Source organism: Rhodococcus indonesiensis, from assembly GCF_047782815.1.
In the GTDB taxonomy this organism is placed as follows: Bacteria; Actinomycetota; Actinomycetes; order Mycobacteriales; family Mycobacteriaceae; genus Rhodococcus; species Rhodococcus indonesiensis.
Genome location: NZ_CP180630.1, coordinates 1669898 through 1693168, shown reverse-complemented (window position 1 = coordinate 1693168; position 23271 = coordinate 1669898). Strand labels below are relative to the sequence as shown.

Sequence of the window (23271 nt, the reverse complement as noted above, 5' to 3'; positions counted from 1 at the left end):
GCACCCCTGCGCCGGCCGGTGCCCGTTTCCCCCGTTCACAGGTATCCCCACAGGTCAGCGCGAAAGGCTACAAATCGGGCACCCCCGCTGCTGCATTTTCCGCCCTCGTGTGATGCAATGCACATCCACAAGTGGAAAATTGATGGAGGGGTCACCGTGAAAGAGTTTGCCGTGCCACAGTCGTTCTCGATCCCCGAGGACGCATCGATGGCGGACGCCGTCTTCCGGCACGAGAAGGAATCGCCGACCTGGGTGCCGTTCGAGCGCCGGATCGACGGCCGGTGGGTCAGCGTCACCGCCGCCGAGTTCGCCGCCCAGGTCCGCGGGGTGGCCAAGGGCCTGATGGCTTCCGGGATCGAGCTCGGCGACCGGGTCGCGATCCTGTCGAGCACGCGCTACGAGTGGGTCCTGATCGACTACGCGATCTGGGCTGCCGGTGGCTGCACCGTCGCCATCTACGAGACCTCCTCGGCCGACCAGGCCCAGTGGATCCTCGAGGATTCGGGGACGTCACTGCTGGTCGTCGAGAACGACGAGCACGCGCGCACGGTTGCGACGGTGGCCGAGGCCGCGCCGGCCCTGCGCGAGGTCCTGCAGATCGAGGGCGCACCGGGAGCCAAGAGCGCCGTCGACGAGCTGATCGCCCGGGGCGCGGCGATCACCGACGCGCAGCTCGAGGAGCGGCGTCACCAGGTGCGGGCCGAGTCCCCCGCCACCCTGATCTACACCTCGGGCACCACGGGCCGCCCCAAGGGCGTGCAGCTGACCCACAGCAACCTGTGGGCCGAGGCCGCCGCCGTCAAGCTCGCCCTCCCGAACTCCATGGTGAGCGGCAAGCGGACCCTGCTGTTCCTGCCCCTCGCCCACGTGTTCGCCCGCGAGATCTCGTTCGGCGCCTTCGAGCACGGCGTGACCGTCGCGCACACCTCCGACCTCACCACGCTGCTCGACCAGCTCGGCGAGTTCAAGCCGAACTTCATCCTGTCGGTCCCGCGCGTGTTCGAGAAGGTCTACAACTCGGCCAAGCAGAAGGCGTACGACGGCGGCAAGGGCAAGATCTTCGAGAAGGCCTCCGACACCGCCATCGCGTACAGCGAGGCGCTGGACAAGGGCGGGCCCGGTCTGGGCCTCAAGATCAAGCACTTCGTCTTCGACAAGCTGGTGTACAGCAAGCTGCGCGCGGCCCTCGGCGGCGAGTGCGAGCAGGCGGTCTCCGGCGGCGCCGCCCTCGGCGCGCGCCTCGGCCACTTCTTTCGCGGCGTCGGCATCCCGATCTACGAGGGCTACGGCCTGACCGAGACCACGGGCGGCGTCACCCTCAACACCCCCGAGCACCAGCGGGTGGGCAGCGTCGGCCGGCCCGTCAACGGGCACGCCGCACGGATCGCCGAGGACGGCGAGCTGCTGCTCAAGGGTCCCGCGGTGTTCGGCGGCTACTGGAAGAACGAGAAGGCCACCGCCGAATCGATCGTCGACGGCTGGTTCCACACCGGTGACATCGGCACGATCGACGAGGACGGGTTCGTCCACATCACCGGCCGCAAGAAAGAGCTCATCGTCACCGCCGGCGGCAAGAACGTCGCCCCGGCCGTGCTCGAGGACGCGCTCCGGGCGCACCCGCTGATCAGTCAGGTCATCGTCGTCGGCGATGCGAAGCCGTTCATCGGCGCGCTGATCACCCTCGATCCGGAAGCCCTGCCCGGCTGGAAGGATCGCCACGGCATCGCGGCCGACGCTCCGGTGTCCGAGCTGCTGAAGCACCCCGACCTGATCGCGGAGATCGACGCCGCGGTGGCCGAGGGCAACAAGAAGGTCTCGAACCCCGAGCAGATCAAGAAGTACCGGATCCTCGAAGTGGACTTCACCATCGAGACCGGCGAGCTGACCCCGACGCTCAAGCTCAAGCGCAACGTCATCCACGAGGCGCACGGCACGGCGATCGAGGCCATCTACTCGTAGGGCCACCCCCTGGCTGAGCGAGTGCATCCCTCCTCTCCTCAGGAGGGATGCACTCGCTCACCCGTGCCGAGGGGCCGGCACGTCCGTCACGGCCAGAACGAACTCGGCGACGTCACGGGTCACCGCGCGGTGCACCGGCTCGTGCAGCAGATCGTGCCCCGCGTCCGGGTACTCGCGCAGCTCCAGGTCCGGGATCGCCCGGGCCCAGGTCCGGACGGGGTCGATCGGGGCCAGCCGATCGTCGGCGCCGTGCACCGCGAGCAGCGGTATGTGCGCCTGCTCGAGGATCTCGGCCGTGGCAGGCACGGCCGCCGAGCGGGGCGTCCCGCACAGCACGGCGCCGCGGAAGCGGCCGGCGTCGGTGCGTAACAAGGTGAGTGCCGTCGCTGCGCCCAGCGAATGCCCCATCACCACCAGCGGCATCCCCGGCTCGGCACGCTCGGCCACCTCGGCGACGCGCAGCAGGTCCGCGGCCAGGTCGTCGACGGCACCCGGTTCACCGGGGCTGCCCTCGGACAGGCCGTGCCCGGCGAGATCGAGCCCCCACACCGCGATGCCGTGCGGCGCCAGACCCGCGGCGAAGCGGTGGTAGTGGCCGGTGTGCTGACGCATCCCGTGGGCGAAGACGACGGCGGCTGTCGCGCCGTCGACGGACCAGTGCCGGTAGTGGATGCGGCCGGTGCTGCCGTCGAAAAAGGGCATGCGGCCATTGTGCGCCGGTGCACAATCACGGGGTGACACCGACTACCGTCGCCGAGCGCAGTCGAGCCGAGGGGCGTGCCGCCCGCACCCGGGTGCCCCGAAGTGCGCACGGCGAATTCCGTTGTCCCGACAGGGATCCGGTCGCAATCTTCGAGCAGCAGAACCGCACCCGGCTGCCGGAACTGGTGCCGATCCGGTACGAGCGGATGACGGAGTCCCCGTTCGCCTACTACCGCGGCAGCGCCGCCGCGATGGCGAAGGACCTGTCCACCGAGCCGGTGACGGGACCGCACGTCGTGGGCTCGGGCGACGCGCACCTGGCGAATTTCGGCCTGTACGCCTCACCGGAGCGCCGAGTCCTGTTCGACCTCAACGACTTCGACGAGGCGTATCCGGCGCCGTGGGAATGGGACGTCAAACGGCTGGCCGCGTCGGTGTGGTTGGCCGGCCGTCAGACCGGTTGCACCGAGCAGCAGTGCCGGGACGCGACCCTCACGACGGTGCGCTCGTACCGCGAGACGATCCGGTTCCTGTCCGGCCTGACGGCCACCGAGCGGTTCTACTTCCAGGTCGACGCGGACGAGATCGAGCAGGCGTCGCGGAATCCGGAGGCGATACGCGCCGTCGTGCAGAAGGCGCGGGGCCGCACCTCCGAACAGGTCCTGAGGAAGCTGACGGTCACCACGGCCGACGGCGTTCCGCGCATCGTCGACCAACCCCCGATCGTCCGGCACCTCGACATCGGGTCGCTCGAGGTCATCGAGGGGATCGTCGCGTCCTACCGGGCGACGGTACGGGCGGATGTCCAGCTGCTGCTCTCCCAGTACCGCGTCGCGGATTTCGCGATGCGGATCGTGGGGGTGGGCAGTGTGGGCCCCCGGTGCTTCGTCGCCCTGCTGCTCGGACCGGCCGACGAGCCGCTGTTCCTGCAGGTGAAGGAGGCCGGACAGTCGGTGCTGGAGACGCACGGCGGGATCCGGGACACCCCCCACCCGGTCGCGGCGGAACTCATCGCGCACGGCCAGGGCGCCCGGGTCGTGGGTGCGCAGCGAATTCTGCAGGCCCACTCGGATCCGCTCCTCGGCTGGATCACCGGGGTACCCGGTGCCGACGGCGTGCGACGGGACTTCTACGTCCGCCAGTTTCGCGACATGAAGGGGTCGGTGCAGTGGGCAGGGCTGAGTCCCGCACAGTCGGAGCAGTACGGCCGGTTGTGCGGAGCGCTGCTCGCCCGTGCCCACAGCCAGAGCCCGGTCGGCGCGTTCGTCGCCGGGTACCTCGGCCGCGGGACAGTGTTCGACGAGGCGATCGCGCGGTGGTCGGTCGACTACGCCGATCGCACGGAGCAGGACTGGCGGGCGCTGTGCGACAGCACGCCGTAGGTCACCAGCAGTGGCCCTCGCCGCGGTAGGTGGGGACGGTGGTGCGCGTGCCGTCGGCATCGACGAGGTGCAGTTGCGCGAACCGCTCGCACAGCTCCCCTGCCTTGGCGTGCCGCAGCCATACGCGCCCGCCGACGGGCAGGTCCGCCGCGGCACGGCCGGTGACGGGGGTCTGCACCTCACCAGCTCCCTCGGCGCGCAGCAGCCGCAGTCCGGCGGGGCGGACCGGACGCGGCACCCGGGAGGGACCCGCCGGCCCGGAGGCGATGTAGCCGCCCCCGAAGAGGGTGGCGACGGTGGGGCCGGGCCTGCGCACCATGGGCAGCGCGAAATACAGCGCAGGACGCGGGGTGAAGGCGCGGTATCGATCGAACAGCGTGGGCACGTACAGGCCGGAGCCGGCAGTGACCTCGGTGACGACCGGGTCGGCGGAGCTGATCTCGAGCGAGCCCGTGCCCCCGCTGTTGACGATCTCGAGGTCGCCGACGACGGCACGGACCGCCCCGGCGACGGCGCCGCGACGGGTGGACAGCTCGGCCGCCGAACGGCGCTTGAGCAGGCGGACCGCCGGCGAGGTGTCGGGCAGACCGGCGATCTGCGCCTCGTAGAACATCACACCGACGACGGTGAAGCCGGCGGTCGTCGCGCAGCGCGCAAGCTGCGCCACCTCGTCGGGGGTGCGCAGCGGCGAGCGCCGCACACCGAGATGCACCGGGCCGAGCCGCAGTGACGCGTCGACGTCGAGGCACACCCGGGGGCGCACGCGGGCGGTGCCGAGGGCGTCGCGGGCGATACCGAGCTGAGCGGCGCAGTCGACCATGAGGGTGACGGCGTCGAGCGCCTGCGGCCGGTCGGCCAGTTCGGCGAGCGCGGCTCGGTCGACGGTCGGATAGCCGAGGAGCACGTCGCGGGCACCGCGCTCGACCAGCCACAGCGCTTCGCGCAGCGAGTACGCCATGATGCCGCGGAAGCCGGCCCTGGCGGTGAGGCCGGGGCCGAGCGCCTCTTCGAGGACCGCGCGGCACCGGACGGACTTGCTCGCCACCCGCACGGGGGTCCCTCCGGCCCGACGGACGAGGTCGGCGGCGTTGCTTCGGAGCGTGGGGAGATCGGCGGCCGCGAGCGGAGGGTCCAGGTCGGCCGTCGCGTCGTGGAGCCGGTCGAGGGGGTGGGTCACGGCGGGGTCCAATCCACGGCAGGTCGAGGGTCGCGGCCAGTCAAGCACCGAGTTGGACCTGTGTCCAGGTTCAGGTCTTTTCCACGGCCCGCCCAGCGACGATCGCGGCGATGTCGTCGAGCTCGGTGACGATGGAGTCGCTGTCCCGATCGACCAGCCAGCGCAGGACCAGGCCGTCGAGCATGGCCAGCGCGAGCCGGGTGACGGTCGAGACGGGCTCGATCCACTCGGTGCCGGTGCGGGCGGCGCACTCCTCGAGGAACGTGCGCGCCTCCACATCCATGATGCGGTACTGATCGGTGGCGATGTTGCCGCCGAGGGGTTCGCCGGCGGCGCGGTGACGCAGCGAATACGCCGTGATCTCGTAGGTGAGCAGCTGCCGGTCGGGCGTCTTCTCGATCGTCGGCCACATCGCGTTGATCCCCACGTAGAGCAGCTGCCGCAAACCGCGCAGGCCCTGCGGGTCGGGTCCGTCCTGCGGAAGGGTGAAGGCGGTGCGCAGCGCCTGGCTGAGCTGGAGCACCAGCGTCTCCCCCATCGCAGCGACGAGGGCCTCCTTACTCTCGAAGCAGTAGTGCACGACCCCGAGCGAGACGCCGGCGTGCTCGGCGACGGCCCGCACGGTGACGGCCCCGAGACCCCCGCCCTCTGCCAGCGCGAGAGCGGATTCGACGAGTTGGGCTCGACGTTGGTCCGCAGGCAACCGGTTCAGCATGCCTCCGATCGTAGAACCCGGTCCGGATCCGTCGGCGCCTATTGACCTGGACGGTCGTCCAAGTCGATGATTGGCCCATGTCCACCGACCGTCCCGTCGCCACCTGGCGCAACTGGGCCCGCACCGAATCCGCGACGCCACACGCGTACGAGACCCCGGATACCCTGGAGGGGCTCGCCGCCGTCGTCGCACGGGCATCCGGACGCGGGCTGCGCGTCAAGGCGGTCGGGGCGGGTCACTCCTTCACCGGGGTCGCCGTCACCGACGGCGTGCTCGTCTCCCTCGACCGGTTCACCGGCATCGAGGAGGTCCGTCCCACCCCGGCGGGTGCGCTCGTCACGGTGCGGGCCGGCACCCGGCTGCGGGACCTCAACCGCCTCCTGTGGGACCTCGGCCTGGCGGTGCCGAACCTCGGGGACATCGACGTGCAGTCGCTCGCCGGCGCGATGTCCACCGGTACCCACGGCACCGGCGCGCGGTTCGGGGGCCTGGCCACCGTCGCCCGCGCGGCCACCCTCGTCCTCGCGGACGGCTCCGTCGTGCGCTGCTCCCCCGACGACGAACCGGAACTCTTCGAGGCCGCCCGGCTCGGCCTCGGCGCCGTCGGCATCCTCGCCACGATCACCCTCGAATGTGTCCCTGCGTTCGCATTGCATGCGGCGGAAGCCCCCGGCACCCTGGACGACACCCTGGCCGTGCTCGAGCGCGACCGGCTCGGCGTCGACCACTTCGAGTTCTACTGGTTCCCGCACACCGACCGGGTGCTCACCAAGCGCAACACCCGGCTGCCCGCCGACGCACCCGGCGCCCCGGTGGGACGGCTGCGCGGCTTCCTCGACGACGAGGTACTCGCCAACGGCATGTTCGAGGTCGTCCAGCGCCTGGCAACCCGCGCGCCGGCCCTCGTCCCCAGGCTCAACGGGTTCGCCGCCCGGACCCTGTCCCCCCGGGAGTTCGTCGATCGCAGCTACCGCGTCTTCGCCTCCCCGCGCCGGGTCCGGTTCCGGGAGATGGAGTACGCCGTCCCCGTCGAATCCGCGACCGAGGTGCTCACCGAAATCGATGCGTGGCTCTCCCGCAACGACTTCCACGTCGCGTTTCCGGTAGAGGTACGGTTCGCCGCCGCCGACGACGTGTGGCTGTCGACGGCCCACGGCCGCGACAGCGCGTATGTCGCCGTGCACCAGTACCACCGTCGCGAACACCGGCCGTACTTCGATGCGGTCGAGGCGATCGCTCGCGCCGTGGACGGCCGACCGCACTGGGGCAAGATGCACGGCCGCACCGCGGACGACCTGCGCACGACGTATCCGCGATTCGACGACTTCCTCGCCGTCCGCGACCGTGTCGATCCGCAGCGCACGTTCGCCAATCCGTATCTGGACCGCGTGCTCGGCCCGTGACACGCACCCCGACCGCATGTCCTAATCGAACGATGCCTCGATCGAATTGCGCGCCAACGTCTCCCGCTGCTCGTCGGTGAGTCCGAGCCGGTCTCGCAGCGCCGCGAAGGTGTCGTCGACGTACCCGCCGAAGTACGCCGGATCGTCGGAGTTCACGGTCACCAGCAGGCCCGCCTCGAGCATGCGCGGCAGCGGATGCCGCTCGAGCGAATCCACCACGCGCAGGCGGACGTTCGACAACGGGCAGACGGTGAGCGGAATCTGCTCGTCGACGAGACGTGCGACGAGGAGCGGGTCCTCGAGGGAGCGGATTCCGTGGTCGATGCGTTCGGCCCCGAGCAGATCCAGTGCCTGCCAGACGTATTCGGGCGGCCCCTCCTCCCCCGCATGAGCGACCGCGTGCAGGCCCTCGGCACGGGCGCGGGCGAACACGTCCTCGAACAGCGACGGCGGATAACCCACCTCCGCGGAGTCCAGGCCCAGCCCGATGATCGGAGCCGACAGGCGCAGCAGTTCCCCGAACACCTCCTCGGCCTCGTGCACGGGCCGGTCCCGCACGACGGAGGCGATCATCGCCGCGTCGACGCCGAACTCTCGCCGGCCCGCCGCGACGGCCTCGGCGAGGCCCTCGACCACCTCGGCCAGCGGCACGCCGCGGCTCGTGTGCGCTTGCGGGTCGAAGAAGAACTCGGCCCGCGTCACCCCGGCCTGCGCCGCCCGGCGCAGGTACGCCTTCGCGAGATCGGTGAAGTCCTCGGCGGTCCTCAGCACCTGCATGTTCGCGTAGTACAGGTCGAGGAACGACTGCAGGTCGGTGAACTCGTACCGGCTGCGCAGCTCGTCGAGGTCGGCATACGGCAACGAGACGCGGTTGCGCTCGGCGAGAGCGAAGATCAGGTCCGGCTCGAGGGTGCCCTCGATGTGGACGTGCAGTTCGGCGAGCACGAGCGATCCTCCTTCGTCGGCGCGGGTCGTCAGCGGCCCTTCCAGACCGGGGAACGCTTCTGCGCGAACGCCGTCGCACCCTCGCGGGCGTCCTCGGACACGAACACCGGGCCGACGATCTCGCGCTGCCGGTCGAAGGCCTCGTCCGCCGGCCAGTCGGCGGCCCTGGCGATGACCTCCTTGGTGGCCGCGACGGCAAGCGGGCCGTTGGCCGTGATCCGTTCGGCGAGAGCCAGGGCGCCCGCCAGCGCACCGCCCGGCTCGGTGAGAACGTTGACGAAGCCGTAGCCGTGGGCCTCCTCGGCGGTGAACGCATCGCCGGTGAGCGCCAGTTCCATCGCCTTCTGGTACGGAATCCGGGTGGGCAAGCGCAGCAGGCCACCGCCCGCGGCGACGAGTCCGCGCTTGACCTCCGGGATGCCGAACTTCGCATCCGTGGCGGCGACCACGAGGTCGGTGGCGAGGACGAGTTCGGTACCGCCGGCCAGCGCGAAGCCCTCGACGGCGGCGATGATCGGTTTGCGCGGCGGCGCCTCGGTGAAGCCGAGACCCTTACCCGGCACCGCGACCTTCTCCCCGGCGACGAAGGCCTTGAGATCCATACCGGCGCAGAAGGTGCCGCCGGCACCGGTGAGCACACCCACGGACAGGTCGGGGTCGGCGTCGAGTTCGTCGACGGCGGCCGCGAGGCCGTGACTGACGGCCGCATTCACGGCGTTGCGGGCCTCGGGACGGTTGATGGTGATCACCAGAATTCGACCGCGACGCTCGAGCAGGACCTCGTCGGACATGCGCGCACACCTTTCACCGGGGTTCGGTTGCCGACCGCGCGTTCCGCGGTCCGTTCGCTTATACCGCAACCGAACCCGACGACAGCGGACCGCCGTGTCACGACACGCGGACGGCGAGGGGCGTGACGAAACCGTCCGCGTCGATGTGCACCTGGTCGCCGGTGTGGAACCAGCCGTCGTCGAAGGTCTCGGCGGTCGCCTCCGGGTCGTTCCAGTAGCGGCGAGCGACACTGGGGCCGCGGCACAGCAGTTCGCCCTCGCCTCGATCGGCCGCCGGGCCGAGGAGGGCGACCTCCATCCCGCCGAACGGAACCCCCACGCTGCGCGGGTGCGCGGCCCGCTGATCGGTGGGCAGCAGCAACCCGATGCCGCCGGTCTCGGCCACCCCCCAGCCGCGCACGCATCTCGCCGCGGGGAACGACGCACGCAGGTGCCGCCACGGCACGCGCACCCCCCGCGCCCCGGCGGCGACGACGGTGCCGCCGGCCGCCAGGGTCGGCAGCAGTTGCACGGCGCTGCCCGCCGCCGTGGACAGCGGTGCGGTGAGCACCGTGCGCGCCCCCTCCGCGGTCAGGTCCATCGCGTGCACCACGGCCTCGATCGTGGAGAGGATGTTCTCGTTGGTGAGTTCCACCCCGTGCAGTCCCCCGCCGCGTTTGCGCACGTAGTACAACACCGCGAGCTCGTCCGGCGCGGCGCCCTCGTCCAGGAACGCCACCCCGTCGGGCAGCTGTCCGTCGAGGGTGAGGACGGCGCCGCTGTCCTCGGCGATCCACTCGAGCTCCGGGTCGCTGCACGTCGGATCCGGCAGCACCGGCACGCCACCGGCGAGGACCACCCCGAGGAACGCGTACAGCCAGCGGAATCCGTTCGGACAGTGGACGACGACGCGGTCGGCCGGGCCTACGCCCTGATCGAGCAGGCCGCCGGCCACCCGGGCCGCCGCCGACCACATCTGCCCGTAGGTGAGGGCGTTGCCGGCCCGGTCCACGGCGGCGACGCGGGCGGAATGCCGCAGCGCGCTGCGGTCGAGCAGCTCGGCCAGGCACGGCTCGAGGTCCTCGTACCGCAGGACACCGTCCAAGCGGCGGCTGACGCGTTCGTCACGGAACCACCCGGCTGCACACGAAACCCGGACCAGCGCCACCGACATCGTCACCTCCGCCTCGTCGTGTGCCTGCACTATATGGCGCGGGTCACAGTTGGGGGCTGGATCGGCTCACCTTCCGGTGTACGACGCCTTCCCCGGCCCGTCGACGAGGAAGCTGCGCACCGCGCCTTGCAGGTCGTCGGTGCCGAACAGCGCACCGGAGACCTCCGGGGTCTCCGAATCGGCGTGGGCGACGCCGCCGGACCGCCACGCGCCGATGATGCGCTTGGTGGCGTCGTGGGCGCGGGTGGGACCGTCGGCGAGCCGGTCCGTCAGGGCGCGTGCCGCGGCGTCGACGTCGTCGTGGACCGCGTTGACCACCCCCCACGACCGCAGCGTCTCGGCGTCGTAGAGGTCGCCGGTCATCACCAGCTCACGCGCACGGCCGGAGCCGGCCCGCTCCGCCAGCCGCTGCGGCCCGCCCATCGACGGCGTCAGGCCGACGACGGTCTCCACCAGCCCGAACTTCGCGCCCGGTGCCGCGAGGACGATGTCGCAGGCGAGCGAGATCTCGAACGCCGCGGTGAGGGTGAGCCCGTGCGCGGCGAACACCACGGGGCACGGCAGGGCCTCGAGCGGATGGATGATCAGCGCGAACAGGTCCTGCCAGAGCTGCGCCCCCTGGCCGGCGTCGAGCCCGTCGAACAGGTGGACGTCCACACCGCCGGAGACGACCTTGCCCTCCGCGCGGATCAACACCGCGCGTGGCGGCGCCGCCGCGAGCGCGGCGACGTCGGCGATCACGGCGTCGAACAGGGCCCGGTCGAACAGGTTCAGCTTGCCGTGCGCGACGGTCAGCACGGCGACCTCGGCGCCGGCCGCGGTGGTGTGGCGCTCGAGGCGGGTGGGATGGGTGATCTGCGTCATGCGCGCCACACTAGGCGAGTGTGCTGCGTTCCTCGAGGGACGGGCGCGGCGCCGGCTCGACCCGCTCGGGCCGCGCGAAGAACAGCGCGGCGGCGAAGCCGACGAGCAGGACTGCGGCAGGCAGCAGCGTCGACTCGGCCATGGCGGCGGCGAACGGCTCGCGCACCGGCTCCGGCAGGACCGTCGCCCCGCCCCCGGCCGACTCGGCGGCCCCGCCCCCGGTCAACCCGTGCACGGCGAGGCGCGAGGTGATGAGCGCGCCCACCGCGGCGCTGCCCAGGACGGCACCGACCTGACGGGTGGTGTTGTAGACACCCGACCCGGCCCCCGCCTGGTGTGGCGGCAGGCCGTGCGTCGCGGTGGCGGCCAGCGGCGACCAGATGCCGGCCATCGCGGCACCCATGAGGGCGATCGGCAGCAGCAGCTGCCACACCGGCGAGTCGGGCGTCATCACTGCCGCCAGCCACGTCAGCGACACTGCGAGCAGCGCGAATCCGGTGCCGGCGATGTAGCGCGGATGGGTCCGGTCCACGAGCCGGCCGACCATCGGGGCGAGCACGCCGGTCAGGACCGCCATCGGGGCCATCAGCAGCGCCGACTCCGTGGGTGTCCAGCCGCGCACGCCCTGGGCGTAGAACATCAGCGGCAGGACCATCGCGGTGACCGAGAAACCCATCGCGGCGATGCCGAGGTTGGCCAGGGAGAAGTTGCGGTCACGGAACAAGCCGAGCGGGACGAGCGGCTCTCCGCGCCCACGGGACTGGTACCACACGAACACCACGAGCAGCGCCACCCCGGCGGCGACGAGCACCCACACGGGCGTGGACCAGTCGTAGGAGTTGCCCTCCTGGATACCGAACACGAGGCAGAACATGCCCGCGCCGCTGAGCAGCACGCCGAGGAGGTCGAACCGGTGCGGATGGGTGGGCAGCGCCGGGACCAGGCGCGCCGCCAGGACGAACCCGACGATCCCGACCGGCACGTTGACGAAGAAGATCCACTCCCAGCCGAGGTGGTCGACGAGGACACCGCCGGCCAGCGGACCCACGAGGGTGGCCACGCCGGCCACCGCGCCCCACAGTCCCATGGCGGTGCCCCGCCGGTCCGGCGGGAAGGTGCGGGTGATGATCGCCATGGTCTGGGGAGTCATCAGCGCCGCACCGAGGCCCTGGAAGACCCGGGCGACGACGAGAACGGCGACGGTGCCGGACAACCCGCACCACAACGACGCTGCGGTGAACACCACCAGCCCCGCCAGATAGACGCGCTTCGGGCCGAACCGGTCCCCCAGGCGGCCGGTGACCAGCAGCGGCACCGCGTAGGCCAGCAGGTAGGCACTGGTGACCCACACGACGTTGTTGATGTCGGTGTCCAGCGCCCGCATGATCGCCGGGTTGGCGACCGCCACGATGGTGCTGTCCACCAGAATCATGAAGAACCCGAGGCACAGCGCCCACAGCGCCGGCCACGGACTTGTCTCGGTCTCCACCCGCACGTCCTCCGCTCGTAGGCGTCTACGGTAGCGCCGTGGACGGACATCTCCTGGACATCGTGCGGCTGGCCTGGTGCCGCGAACTCGGGCTCGACGACGCAGCGCTCGCCGCCCCGGGACGGGTGACGCGGGTGGACGACGCATCCGCCCTGGTCCGGGTGTTGCGGCTCGGTGAGGTCAGCGCGGTGGTGGGCCCGGGCTGGGTGGTGGACGCGGTCGCGGCGGTGCCCGATGCGGAGCTGGACGCGTCGGTGCTGCTCGACCTGACGCGCGGGCACGCGGTGCGCAGCCACGCGCTGAGCTACTGCGCCGACTGGGTCGACGCGACACGGGTCCGCGATCCGCTGATCTCCCCCGAGCTCGACGACCTCGCGGAGCTGCTGCGGCGCTGCCCACCCGACGATGCGACCGAGGCGGGCCTCGAAAACGTGACCGGGGAGGCGTCGTCGTTCGTGCTGCTCGACGACGACCACCGGCCGCTGTCGGGTGCGGTGTACACGGAGGTGCAGTCGATCCTGGCGGACGTGACGGCGCTGACCGTGCCGGAGCACCGGCGGATCGGCCTGGCGGCGACCGTCGCGACTCTGGCGACGCACGACGCGCTCGACTCCGGGCTCGTCCCGCAGTGGCGGGCCCGGCGCGACAACACCGCCGGACGTGGCCTGGCCGCGGTGTTGGGGTACACCGAACTGGGAACCCACGTCTCGGTGGCACTACCGGCCGCCGCAGGAACGTGACGAACGAAGGGAGACCGGTGAACGAGCACTCCGGAGGCGACGGGGACGGGTACGTCACGCCCGGCGCCGAGTACAACCGCGACACGCACTACATCACCACGCGCATCACGGCCGACGGGCGCGACGGGTACCCGGTGGAGGCCGGCCGGTACCGGCTGGTCGCCGCCCGCGCCTGCCCCTGGGCGAACCGCGCGCTCATCGTGCGCCGGCTGCTGGGGCTCGAGGACGCGCTGTCGCTGGGGTTGTGCGGGCCCACGCACGACGAGCGCAGCTGGACCTTCGATCTGGACCCGGACGGACTGGATCCGGTGCTGCAGATCCCGCGGTTGCAGGACGCGTACTTCGCCCGTGACCCGGAGTACTCCCGGGGGATCACGGTGCCCGCCGTCGTGGACGTGCCCACCGGCCGCGTGGTCACCAACGACTACCCGCAGATCACCCTGGACTTCGCCACGGAGTGGACGGCGCTGCACCGCGACGGCGCCCCCGACCTCTATCCGGAACCGCTGCGCGACGAGATCGACGAGGTCGCCGAGCTCGTCTACCAGGACGTCAACAACGGCGTGTACCGGTGCGGGTTCGCGGGGTCCCAGCGCGCGTACGACCGCGCCTTCGACCGGCTGTTCGCGCGGCTGGACTGGCTCGAGGAACGGCTGACCTCCCGTCGGTACCTGGTGGGCGAGACGATCACCGAGGCTGACGTGCGGCTGTTCACCACCCTGGCCCGCTTCGACGCCGTCTACCACGGGCACTTCAAGTGCAACCGGAATCTGCTGGCGTCGATGCCGGCACTGTGGGGGTACGCCCGGGACCTGTTCCAGACTCCCGGTTTCGGCGACACCATCGACTTCGGGCAGATCAAGCAGCACTACTACATCGTGCACACCGACATCAATCCGACGCAGATCGTGCCGAAGGGCCCCGACCCGAGCGGGTGGCTGACCCCGCACGGCCGGGAAGAGCTGGGCGGCACGCCGTTCGGCGACGGCACGCCTCCGCCCCCGCCGCGGGCGCGGGAGGCGGTGCCGGCCTGGGCCTGACTCACGCGCCCGCGTACGTTCCGAAACTCCAGTACACCCCCTGCGGGTCCCGGCACGTGAAGTCGTGCGATCCGTAGTCGGTGTCGTGCAGACCGAGGACGACCGTGGCGCCGGCGGCCACGGCGCGGGCGTGCAGCGCGTCGACCGCGGCGGCGTCGGGGACGACGAGGTAGATGCAGCCGGTGCCGGCGGGTATCTCGATCGGGCCGCCCCGGCCGGCCGAGCCGAGCATGACGCCGCCGCCGTGCGGCCAGCTCAGCTCGGCGTGGTCGACGCGCTCGCCGTCGCCGTAGACGGCGTTCTCGGTGAAACCGAACGCGTCGACGAGGAAGCGGATCGCCGCCCGGGCATCGGTGTAGGAGAGGCAGGGCCATACGGGTGTGGTGAGTGCTGTCGTGGTCATGGTTGCCAGTGTTCGTCGGCGTCCGGGTCGCCGTCTTGGACGATTGGGAACTGCTCGTCGCGCAGCCAGCGCGACGGCGGAACCCCGGCGATCGCGCGCCATTCCCGTGCGAGGTGGGCCTGATCGTAGAACCCGGACCGGACGGCCACGTCGGCGAGCACGTGTGGCCCGGGACGGCGCAGCAGCCGGCAGGACCGGTCGAACCGGACCACCCGCGCCGCCTCCTTGGGCCCGACCCCGAACTCGGCGGTGAATCGAGCGTTCAGATGCCTACGGCTCCAACCGATCTCGTCGGCGAGGTCGGCGATCCGCACGCCGGGCGTGCGGGGGTCCTGCAGTCTGCTCCACACGTGCCGCAGGTGCGCATCGATCTCGCCGCGCTCGGCGGCGAGCCGCCGGGCGAGCACCTCGTCGAGGATCCGGAATCGGCTCTCCCACTCCGCAGTGGCGGCGATCCGCTCAGCGAGTTCGCGGGCGGCGGCACCGAGCACGTCCTCGAGATCGACGACCCACGCGCCGAGCGCACCGGCGGGCACCCCCAGCAGTACCCGGGCTCCCGCCGGGGTGAGCGCGAGCTGGATTCCGTGCTGGTTGCCGTCGTGGGCGATGGTGACGGCGGTGGTGGCCAGGCCGCTCGCGAGCGCACCGAACCGGCCCGGGCCCTGCCCCGGCGCCGCGGCCCGCGCGAGTTCGACAGGGGCGCCGATCGTGAGCACGACGGTCAGGTCCGGGGACGGCAGACCGAGGTGGGTACCGGGGGCGAAGCCCGTCAGCCGGTACCCGTCGTAACTGCGCACGTAGGGGCGCAGCGGCGGGGCGGGCCGCCGCCGGGCACCGTCCGAGATGCCGGTCACGGTCCCAGAGTAGACAGGGATAGACCCGTAGCTCACGGGGTACACAAGGTGGACGGCCGTGGGACGCACGGCCCCTGCGCACAGGCCCGAGGGGGCCGGGAGGATCGAGGACGATGAGCGACAGGGTGGGACGCGTGGAGAAGTATCTCGTCACGCTCCTGGACAACGGCAGCAGGCTGCAGGCGCCTGCGGTGGCACGCTACGTCGACCTGACGCGGCGCGCCCATCCCGACGAGACCCCCGAGCAGATCATCAGGCGGTTGGAGAAGACCTTCCTCAACGGAGTCACCGGGAGCGGTACGGCGGCCGGCGCCGCGGCGACCGTGCCCGGTCTCGGCACGCTCGCGTCGATCGCCGCGGTCGGCGCCGAGACCGCATTCTTCCTCGAGGCCGCCGCGCTGCTGACCCTGGCGGTGGCGTCGGTGCACGGGATCGAACCGCACCAGCACGAGCAGCGCCGCGCCCTCGTGCTCGCCGTGGCACTGGGCGAAGCCGGCATGGAGATCGTCGAGCGGGCCACCGGCACGACCGCGAAGACGTGGACGTCGGCGCTCACCGGCAAGATCCCCGGGGCCCAGCTGAAGTCCGTGAACAAGTCGCTCGTGCGGACCTTCGTCCGCAAGTACCTCGCCAAGCGCAGCGCCCTGGTGTTCGGCAAGCTCGTGCCGGCCGGCATCGGTGCCGCGATCGGTGGTGCGGGCAACCGAGCGCTGGGCAAGCGGGTCATCGCGAACGCGCGGGACGCGTTCGGGCCGCCGCCGGCGCAGTGGCCGTCGCAGCGTCGGCGGCTCACCGACGCGGCTTCCGGACCGGACGGGGATCCGAACTGGCAGGCGCTGTCCTCTCCCCTGACCGGCTGGTGACATGTCCGCCGGCAAGGTGTTCGTGCGCGAGAGTGGGTCCGGATCCCGCACCGTGGTCCTCCTGCACGGATACTCCGATCACGGGGGCACCTGGTGCAAGGTGGCCCCGGCTCTGGCCGAGCGCCACCGGGTCCTGACCGTCGACCTGCCCGGATTCGGCCGTAGCGCCGGGCACTGGCGGGCGCCGGTGCTGGACCACTACGTCGACACCGTCGCCGAGGTGATCGCCGACTGTGCGGATCCGGTGGCGCTGATCGGCAATTCGCTGGGGGCGGTGACCTCGCTGGCATTCGCGTCGACGTATCCGGGCCGGGTGGACGGCGTCGTGCTCGCCGACATGCCGGGGATGGCCGGCATCCCGCGCAGCTGGTCCAGCGGCGCGCGATTGCCGCTGGACATGGTCTCGCGCGCGCTGTCCCGGCCCGTGCCGCCCGCCCTGGTTCAGTTCGCCGTCGCCACCCTCTACGCCCGCGCGGCGCTCCATCGTCCGGACCGGCTGGGCGTCGACACCCGCACCGCGTTCGCGGCGAACTACGCGACCCGGCGCAGCATCGAGACCCTGCTGGCCGTCGGCCGGGCCGTGATCCCCGAACTGGCCCGGCTGCCGATCCCCGAGATGGTGAACTCCCTGTCCGTGCCGGCACTGCTGGTGTGGGGCGAGCGGGATCTCATCACCCCGGCGCGCGCCGCGGGCCGGGTGCACACCGGCGCCCGACGGCGGGTCGCGATCATTCCGGACGCCGGGCACTGCCCGCAGCTCGACGCCCCCAGCGAATTTCTCGAACTGGTGCTGCCGTTCCTCGAACGGTCCTTCTCCCGGCCTGCCGCGCCGGGCACGTAGGCTCGCGGGGTCCGAGCAGGACCCACCAGAGAGGGAATCGATGACAGCGCCGTTCCCGACGGAGCCGGCCGCCGGCTCCGGGTACGCGACCGCGCCGCCGGGCATCGCCGTGCAGGGCCTGTGGAAGAACTTCCGCGACGTGCCCGCGGTGTCGGACCTGTCGTTCTCCGTGCCGCCGGGCTCGATCACCGGATTTCTCGGGCCGAACGGCTCCGGGAAGACCACGACCCTGCGGATGCTGCTCGGTCTGGTGCGCCCGACTGCCGGTGTCGCGCTCGTCGACGGGGTGCCCTTCACGTCGCTGCCACACCCGGCACGGGTGCTCGGTGCGGTGCTGGACGCGCAGAGCTTCCATCCCAAGCACACCGCCGGCACCCATCTCGAGGTGTACGCCGCGGCGATCGGCGTGCCCTCGGCGCAGGTGCGGCGCGTCCTCGACCTGACCGGGCTCGCCGCGGCCGCCCGCCGGCGGATCGGCGAGTTCTCCCTCGGCATGCGGCAGCGGCTGGCGCTGGCCACCGCGCTGCTCGGTGAACCGCGTTACCTCGTGCTCGACGAACCGGCGAACGGCCTCGATCCCGAAGGTATGGCCTGGTTGCGCGACTTCCTGCTCGGCTACGCCCGCTCCGGTGGCACCGTGCTGATCTCGAGTCACATCCTGCGGGAGGTCGAGCAGACCGCCGACCGTCTGGTGATCATCAGCCGCGGCAGGCTCGTGCACCAGGGCACGACGGCGGATCTGCGGCATGCGCACCGCGCCCGGGTCCTCGTCGCCGTCTCCGATCCCGCCCGCCTGGCGACGGCTCTCGCCGCGTCGGGCCACACGGACGCGCAGGTGCAGCCCGACGGGCGGCTCGCGATCGTCGGGGTGGAACCCGAGCGCGTCACCGAGCTCGCCGCCGCGTACGGCGTGACCGTCTTCGGGACGAGCGTCGAGCACGCCGACCTGGAACAGGTGTTCCTGGCGATGACGGCGGGTCAGTACGTGGGCGCCGCCCCGGCATGGGGCATGCAGGGACCGCCGTCTCCGCAGCCCCCGCCCTACCCGGGGCAGTTCCCGCCTGCCGGGCAACCTCATCCGCCGACCGGTTGGGAAGGACCCCGTTGACTGCGTTGCTGACGGCCGAGTTCCGAAAGGTCCTGGGCCTGCGCTACTGGTGGACCCTCGGCATCGCCCCCGTGGTGGTGGGCCTGTTCTCGGGGGCTCTGACCCTGCCGATCCTCACCACGCTCGAGGGCTTCGTCGGCGAGAACTTCGCCGAAGCCGCCGCCGCCGCGATCGGTGTCGCGGTCGCACTCGCGCTGGTGTTCCTGTTCGCGGCCCTGTTCGGAGTGGTCAACACGGGCAGCGAGTTCCAGCACCGCACCATCGTCACCAGCTTCCTGACCACCCACGGCCGCGACGGGGTGATCGCCGCCAAGCTGACGACGGCGGTCGCGTTCGGCCTGTTGTACTGCGTGGTGGCCGAAACCGTGTCGATGCTGACCATCCTGATGTTCGGCGGCGGACTGTCCGGCGACGGCTCGGGGGCGGGCAGTGTCGTCGCGGTCCTCGGCGCCGGCCTGTTCGCCGCGATGCTGTGGGCCCTCATGGGCGCGGGACTCGGCCTGCTCACCGGTTCGACGGTCGGCAGTGTCCTGGCGATCACCGCTTGGATCCCGTTCGGGGAACTGATCGTTTCGCTGATCCTCGACGGTCTCGGGGCGGGCGCGCTCGCCCGGCTGCTGCCCGGACAGCTCACCTGGTACACCGTCTTCACGGTCATCGACCTGCCCGAGGAGGTGGACCCGGCCGTGACGTGGCCGGCGGCGCCGCTGGGGTTGCTCGGCTGGACGGTGCTGCTGTGCGGCCTCGGCTGGTGGCGTACCCGTACCCGCGACATCGTCTGAGACCCTCTGCGCGGATTCGTCCGCTCGTTGCGAATTCGCGCCGGTCGCGCGCGGAGCGGATTCCGAAGGGCCGAGCGGATCCGCTTCGACGGGAGCGGATCGCCGTAACCGCGGCCCGCGTCCTGTCGGCCGCCGGCGCTAATGTCGGAGGACGATGGCACACGACGCGCGTTCCCCCGGTTGGATCCGTCGGCTGGGCGCGGAGGCCTGGCGGCATCGCCGCGTCGCGCTCGGCGCGCTGACCGTCACCGTCGTCGCCGCACTGATCGACATCACCTTCCCGCTGCTGACCAAGCTGGCACTCGACAGCGCCACCCACCCGGAGGGTCACGACCTCCAGCTGATCGGCCTGGCGGCGGCGGCGATCGCGGGGGGCGCGGTGGTGCGGTTCGGGTGCCAGTACGGCCGGCGGATGCTCGCCGGCCGGCTCTCCCTCGACGTGCAGCACGACCTGCGGCTCGGTCTGCTCGCCTCCTTGCAGCGGCTCGACGGACGCGGCCAGGACCAGATCCGCACCGGGCAGGTGGTGTCGCGCTCCATCACCGACCTGCAACTCGTCCAGGGTCTGCTCGCGATGGTCCCCATGTCGGCGGGGGCGCTGCTCCAGTTCGTGCTGGCACTTGTGATCATGGCGGTGCTGTCACCGCTGCTGACCCTGGTCGCTCTCGTCACCGTGCCGGTGATCGCCGGGGTGGTGGCCCTCGTCCGGCCCAGGCTGTTCGCGGCGACGTGGTCGGCGCAGCAACGCGCCGCAGACCTGGCCCAGCACGTGGAGGAGACCGTCACCGGGGTGCGGGTGGTCAAGGGATTCGGGCAGGAGGCTCGCGCCGTCGACCAGCTCGAACAACACGGTCGCGCCCTCTACGCCGAGCGCATGCGCGCCGCCCGGGTCAACGCCGCGTTCGCCGCCCCGATGGGGGCCATCCCCCAGCTCGGGCTCGTCGCCGTGATCGCGCTCGGCGGCTGGCTGGCCCTGCAGGGCACCGTCACCGTCGGCACGTTCCTCGCGTTCGCCGCCTACCTGGCGACGATGACGGCGACCACCCGCACGCTGTCGTCGGTGGTGATCATGGCGCAGCTCTCCCGGGCGGCGGTCGAGCGGGTGTACGAGGTGATCGACACCGAACCCGACGTCGCCGACCCGCCGCACCCGGTGCCGTTGCCGGAGGGACCGCTCGGGCTGGTCCTCGATTCGGTGACCTTCGGCTTCGAGCCCGACCGGCCCGTCCTCGACGGTCTCGATCTCGAACTGGCGCCGGGCGAGACCGTCGCCGTGGTCGGCGCCGCCGGCTCCGGCAAGACCGCGCTGTCGCTGTTGCTGCCCCGGTTCTATGCCCCCGAGTGCGGGACGGTGTACGTCACCGCCGCCGACGGCGAACGAATCGACGTCGCCGCCCTGCGTGCCGAGCAGTTGCGCGAGGCGGTGAGCCTGGTGTTCGACGAGCCGTTCCTGTTCTCGGACACGATCGCCGCGAACATCGCGCTCGGCCGGCCCGAGGCGAGCGCCGAGGAGATCCGCGCCGCCGCGCGGGCGGCGTGCGCGGACGAGTTCGTCGAGGCGCTCCCCGACGGATACGACACCGTGGTCGGCGAGCGGGGGCTGACGCTCTCCGGCGGGCAACGGCAGCGTGTCGCGCTGGCCCGTGCGTTGCTGCTCGACCCTCGGGTCCTGATTCTCGACGACGCGACCTCGGCCGTGGACGCGGAGACGGAGGCCGCGATCTTCGCGGCGCTGCGGGCACGCCCGAAGCGCACCACGCTGATCCTCGCGCACCGGCGGTCCACGCTCTCCCTCGCCGACCGGGTCGCGGTGCTCGACGGCGGCCGCGTGGCCGACTCCGGAACGGTCCACGAACTCGAGACGCGCAATGCGCTGTTCCGGGCCCTGCTCAGTGGCGACGAGGACGAGGCACCCGAGCCGGACCGCACCACGCACGCCGCTGGGGCGTTGTGGCCGCAGACAGCGCCGGACTCCGATCCGGCCGTGGCCCGGGTGGCGGCGCCACAGGCGGGTCCGGCCGCGGGCGGCCGGACGAGCGGCGGCCGCGGTGGCGGCCCGATGAGCGGTGCCCTCGGGTCGATCGCCCCGACGCCGGCGCTGCGCCGGGCGGTCGAGGCGTTGCCCCCGGCCACCGAGCAACCGGGACTGGACACGGCACAGCTGCGCCGATTCGACCCCGAGTTCCGTCTGTCCCGGACGCTGCGGCCGGTGCGGTGGATTCTCGCGGCGGTGGTGCTGTGCCTGGCGGTCGAGTCGCTGACGTCCATCGCGTTCCCGTCGATCGTGCGCTACGCCGTCGACCGGGGCGTCACGCCGGGCGACCCCGGCCGATTGTGGGCGGCCACCGCGGTGGGTGCCGCGCTGGCGCTGCTGGCGTGGCTGGTGGTCGCGCTGCTCACCGTCCTCACCGCGCGTGCCGGTGAGCGGGTGCTGTTCGGATTGCGGGTGCGCAGCTATGCGCACCTGCAACGACTCGGTCTGGACTACTACGAGCGGGAACTGTCCGGCCGCATCATGACCCGGATGACCACGGACGTCGATGCGCTCTCGTCGTTCATCCAGACCGGGTTGTCCACTGCGGTGGTGAGCGTGCTGACGCTGGCCGGGATCTCCGTCGCCCTGCTCGCCACCGACCTCACCCTGGGGCTGGTGGCGCTGGCGGTGGTGCCGCCGCTGCTCGCGGCGACACTGTGGTTCCGGCGGGTCTCGTCCACGGCTTACTCGGTCTCCCGTGAACGCATCTCGCTGGTCAATGCGGACTTCCAGGAGAACATCACCGGGTTGCGGGCGGCCCAGGCATACCGTCGCGAGGAATTCGCAGCCCGCCGGTTCGCGGAACGCGCCGACGCGTACCGGCGCAGCCGGATGCGCTCCCAGCGGGCCATCTCGCTGTACTTCCCGTTCATCGCGCTGCTGTCCGACCTCGCGCTGGCGGCGGTGGTGTTCGTCGGGGCCCGGGAGGTGGCGTCGGGCGCGACGACCGCGGGCGTGCTCGTCGCATTCGTGCTCTACCTCGGTCTGCTGTTCGGCCCCATCCAGCAGTTGTCGCAGGTGTTCGACGGCTATCAGCAGGCCCGGGTGGGACTGCGCCGGATCGGTGACCTGCTGCGGACCGAGAGTTCCCTCGAGACGGGCGGCACCGGCACGGTGCCGATCCCGGGACATCTGCGCGGCGACGTACGGCTCGAACAGGTCGGGTTCCGCTACGCGGGTGCCGACGCGGACGCGCTCACCGGCGTGGACCTGCACTTCCCGGCCGGTTCGACGGTGGCACTGGTCGGACGCACGGGGGCCGGCAAGTCCACGATCGTCAAACTGCTGGCCCGGTTCTACGATCCGACGTCCGGTTCGGTGCGCGTGGACGACGTCGACCTGCGCGGCTACCGACTGCCCGAATACCGGGCCCGGCTCGGCGTCGTCCCGCAGGAAGCGCATCTGTTCACCGGCACCGTCGCGAGCAACATCGCCTACGGGCGGCCGGGCGCGGACCGCTCGGACATCGAGGCGGCAGCCCGCGCAGTGGGGGCGCTCGACATGATCGCCGGTCTGCCCGGCGGCATGCTGCACCCCGTCGGCGAGCGGGGGCAAGGCCTGTCCGCCGGGCAGCGTCAGCTCGTCGCGCTGGCCCGGGCCGAACTCGTCGATCCGGACCTGCTGCTGCTCGACGAGGCCACGGCGACTCTCGACCCGGGCACCGAACGCGCGGTACTCGCGGCGGGCGAGTCGGTGACCCGCAGCCGCACTGCCGTGGTGGTGGCCCACCGATTGGCGACCGCGGCCCGCTCCGACCTGATCGTGGTGGTCGACGGTGGGCGCATCGTGGAGACCGGATCGCACGACGCGCTGCGTCATGCCGGGGGCGTGTACACGACCCTCTGTGATGCGGCCCAAATGCGGGCAGGGAATAATCGGCTGGCGAGAACCGTCGTCGATGGGGACCCCGTCGACTCAGAGATTGTGAGGTAGGTCTCGACCGTGGCAGAGCTTTTTCGTTCGTCACAGTCGCGGGCTAGCCTCATATACATAGGCACTCCGATCGGGTACCGAAGAAAGAAACGA

At 71.7% G+C, this 23271-nt stretch carries 20 protein-coding genes; 10 read left to right on the top strand and 10 right to left on the bottom strand.

The genetic code is table 11. From position 1 onward, the window contains the following. The first annotated feature begins 156 nt into the window (after window positions 1-156). Entirely contained in the window at window positions 157-1959 is a 1803-nt protein-coding gene (locus ACM26Y_RS08020; protein WP_416063119.1) for an AMP-dependent synthetase/ligase, read from the top strand. Between the two features lie 57 nt (window positions 1960-2016). Here the strand turns inward: ACM26Y_RS08020 and ACM26Y_RS08015 are convergent, their stop codons facing one another. Continuing rightward, window positions 2017-2661 (bottom strand): alpha/beta hydrolase, encoded by a 645-nt coding sequence (locus ACM26Y_RS08015; protein ID WP_371383833.1) that lies wholly within the window; start codon window positions 2659-2661, stop codon window positions 2017-2019. A 32-nt stretch (window positions 2662-2693) separates the two neighbouring features. Between ACM26Y_RS08015 and ACM26Y_RS08010 the strand changes: the two genes are divergently transcribed. Continuing rightward, on the top strand, window positions 2694-4043 hold the full coding sequence (locus ACM26Y_RS08010) for a DUF2252 domain-containing protein (protein ID WP_416063118.1): 1350 nt from the start codon (window positions 2694-2696) through the stop codon (window positions 4041-4043). 1 nt (window position 4044) lies between these two features. Here ACM26Y_RS08010 and ACM26Y_RS08005 read toward each other — a convergent pair whose 3' ends face one another. Together ACM26Y_RS08005 and ACM26Y_RS08000 are read right to left on the bottom strand one after the other, a co-directional pair. Further along, window positions 4045-5220 carry an amino acid deaminase/aldolase gene (locus ACM26Y_RS08005; protein ID WP_416063117.1) on the bottom strand — a complete coding sequence of 392 codons (1176 nt, stop codon included), beginning with the start codon at window positions 5218-5220 and terminating at the stop codon, window positions 4045-4047. 70 nt (window positions 5221-5290) lie between these two features. Beyond that, complete coding sequence (locus ACM26Y_RS08000) at window positions 5291-5935, bottom strand: TetR/AcrR family transcriptional regulator (RefSeq protein WP_416063116.1); 645 nt, start codon at window positions 5933-5935, stop codon at window positions 5291-5293. A 77-nt stretch (window positions 5936-6012) separates the two neighbouring features. Here ACM26Y_RS08000 and ACM26Y_RS07995 point away from each other — a divergent pair, with 77 nt between their 5' ends. Next, window positions 6013-7338, top strand: a complete 1326-nt coding sequence (locus ACM26Y_RS07995) for a D-arabinono-1,4-lactone oxidase (protein WP_416063115.1) — start codon at window positions 6013-6015, stop codon at window positions 7336-7338. A gap of 21 nt (window positions 7339-7359) precedes the next feature. On the opposite strand, the gene ACM26Y_RS07990 is transcribed toward ACM26Y_RS07995, so the two are convergent. From ACM26Y_RS07990 to ACM26Y_RS07970, 5 genes are all read right to left on the bottom strand, one after another. Next, on the bottom strand, window positions 7360-8283 hold the full coding sequence (locus tag ACM26Y_RS07990) for an adenosine deaminase (RefSeq protein ID WP_416063114.1): 924 nt from the start codon (window positions 8281-8283) through the stop codon (window positions 7360-7362). Window positions 8284-8312: 29 nt separating this feature from the next. After that, window positions 8313-9074, bottom strand: a complete 762-nt coding sequence (locus ACM26Y_RS07985; RefSeq protein ID WP_416063113.1) for a crotonase/enoyl-CoA hydratase family protein — start codon at window positions 9072-9074, stop codon at window positions 8313-8315. A 97-nt stretch (window positions 9075-9171) separates the two neighbouring features. Continuing rightward, the gene (locus ACM26Y_RS07980; protein ID WP_416063636.1) at window positions 9172-10227 is read right to left on the bottom strand and encodes a class I adenylate-forming enzyme family protein; all 1056 of its coding nucleotides are present in this window, start codon (window positions 10225-10227) and stop codon (window positions 9172-9174) included. 66 nt (window positions 10228-10293) lie between these two features. Further along, a complete protein-coding gene (locus ACM26Y_RS07975) occupies window positions 10294-11091 on the bottom strand; it encodes an enoyl-CoA hydratase/isomerase family protein (RefSeq protein ID WP_416063112.1) in 798 nt (265 codons plus the stop codon). Window positions 11092-11101: 10 nt separating this feature from the next. Next, window positions 11102-12523 carry a DHA2 family efflux MFS transporter permease subunit gene (locus ACM26Y_RS07970; protein ID WP_416063635.1) on the bottom strand — a complete coding sequence of 474 codons (1422 nt, stop codon included), beginning with the start codon at window positions 12521-12523 and terminating at the stop codon, window positions 11102-11104. 95 nt (window positions 12524-12618) lie between these two features. Between ACM26Y_RS07970 and ACM26Y_RS07965 the strand changes: the two genes are divergently transcribed. Together ACM26Y_RS07965 and ACM26Y_RS07960 are read left to right on the top strand one after the other, a co-directional pair. After that, window positions 12619-13320, top strand: coding sequence for a GNAT family N-acetyltransferase (locus ACM26Y_RS07965; protein WP_416063111.1), 702 nt, complete (start codon window positions 12619-12621; stop codon window positions 13318-13320). Window positions 13321-13337: 17 nt separating this feature from the next. Next, window positions 13338-14360, top strand: coding sequence for a glutathione S-transferase family protein (locus tag ACM26Y_RS07960; protein ID WP_003936129.1), 1023 nt, complete (start codon window positions 13338-13340; stop codon window positions 14358-14360). A 1-nt stretch (window position 14361) separates the two neighbouring features. Here ACM26Y_RS07960 and ACM26Y_RS07955 read toward each other — a convergent pair whose 3' ends face one another. Further along, a complete protein-coding gene (locus tag ACM26Y_RS07955; protein WP_416063110.1) occupies window positions 14362-14763 on the bottom strand; it encodes a VOC family protein in 402 nt (133 codons plus the stop codon). Then, window positions 14760-15617, bottom strand: coding sequence for a helix-turn-helix domain-containing protein (locus tag ACM26Y_RS07950; RefSeq protein ID WP_416063109.1), 858 nt, complete (start codon window positions 15615-15617; stop codon window positions 14760-14762). Before ACM26Y_RS07950 ends, ACM26Y_RS07955 begins: the two co-directional genes overlap by 4 nt. Before the next feature lie 113 nt (window positions 15618-15730). Between ACM26Y_RS07950 and ACM26Y_RS07945 the strand changes: the two genes are divergently transcribed. The 5 genes from ACM26Y_RS07945 to ACM26Y_RS07925 all read left to right on the top strand — a co-directional run bounded on the left by ACM26Y_RS07945 (window position 15731) and on the right by ACM26Y_RS07925 (window position 23178). Beyond that, entirely contained in the window at window positions 15731-16480 is a 750-nt protein-coding gene (locus ACM26Y_RS07945) for a hypothetical protein (RefSeq protein WP_054372257.1), read from the top strand. A gap of 1 nt (window position 16481) precedes the next feature. Then, complete coding sequence (locus tag ACM26Y_RS07940) at window positions 16482-17321, top strand: alpha/beta fold hydrolase (RefSeq protein ID WP_003936125.1); 840 nt, start codon at window positions 16482-16484, stop codon at window positions 17319-17321. Window positions 17322-17361: 40 nt separating this feature from the next. After that, window positions 17362-18429, top strand: coding sequence for an ABC transporter ATP-binding protein (locus ACM26Y_RS07935; RefSeq protein WP_416063108.1), 1068 nt, complete (start codon window positions 17362-17364; stop codon window positions 18427-18429). After that, a complete protein-coding gene (locus ACM26Y_RS07930; protein WP_416063107.1) occupies window positions 18426-19211 on the top strand; it encodes an ABC transporter permease in 786 nt (261 codons plus the stop codon). Before ACM26Y_RS07935 ends, ACM26Y_RS07930 begins: the two co-directional genes overlap by 4 nt. A gap of 154 nt (window positions 19212-19365) precedes the next feature. Beyond that, window positions 19366-23178, top strand: a complete 3813-nt coding sequence (locus ACM26Y_RS07925) for an ABC transporter ATP-binding protein (protein ID WP_416063106.1) — start codon at window positions 19366-19368, stop codon at window positions 23176-23178. The last annotated feature ends 93 nt before the right edge of the window (window positions 23179-23271 follow it).

What these genes read in the sequence shown, in the direction of transcription:
- ACM26Y_RS07985 (WP_416063113.1), bottom strand. Translation starts at nt 9,074, where the DNA reads ATGTCCGACGAGGTCCTGCTCGAGCGTCGCGGTCGAATTCTGGTGATC.
- ACM26Y_RS07935 (WP_416063108.1), top strand. Translation starts at nt 17,362, where the DNA reads ATGACAGCGCCGTTCCCGACGGAGCCGGCCGCCGGCTCCGGGTACGCG.
- ACM26Y_RS08015 (WP_371383833.1), bottom strand. Translation starts at nt 2,661, where the DNA reads ATGCCCTTTTTCGACGGCAGCACCGGCCGCATCCACTACCGGCACTGG.
- ACM26Y_RS07975 (WP_416063112.1), bottom strand. Translation starts at nt 11,091, where the DNA reads ATGACGCAGATCACCCATCCCACCCGCCTCGAGCGCCACACCACCGCG.
- ACM26Y_RS07980 (WP_416063636.1), bottom strand. Translation starts at nt 10,227, where the DNA reads ATGTCGGTGGCGCTGGTCCGGGTTTCGTGTGCAGCCGGGTGGTTCCGT.
- ACM26Y_RS08000 (WP_416063116.1), bottom strand. Translation starts at nt 5,935, where the DNA reads ATGCTGAACCGGTTGCCTGCGGACCAACGTCGAGCCCAACTCGTCGAA.
- ACM26Y_RS07995 (WP_416063115.1), top strand. Translation starts at nt 6,013, where the DNA reads ATGTCCACCGACCGTCCCGTCGCCACCTGGCGCAACTGGGCCCGCACC.
- ACM26Y_RS07925 (WP_416063106.1), top strand. Translation starts at nt 19,366, where the DNA reads ATGGCACACGACGCGCGTTCCCCCGGTTGGATCCGTCGGCTGGGCGCG.
- ACM26Y_RS07940 (WP_003936125.1), top strand. Translation starts at nt 16,482, where the DNA reads ATGTCCGCCGGCAAGGTGTTCGTGCGCGAGAGTGGGTCCGGATCCCGC.
- ACM26Y_RS07970 (WP_416063635.1), bottom strand. Translation starts at nt 12,523, where the DNA reads ATGATTCTGGTGGACAGCACCATCGTGGCGGTCGCCAACCCGGCGATC.
- ACM26Y_RS07945 (WP_054372257.1), top strand. Translation starts at nt 15,731, where the DNA reads ATGAGCGACAGGGTGGGACGCGTGGAGAAGTATCTCGTCACGCTCCTG.
- ACM26Y_RS07955 (WP_416063110.1), bottom strand. Translation starts at nt 14,763, where the DNA reads ATGACCACGACAGCACTCACCACACCCGTATGGCCCTGCCTCTCCTAC.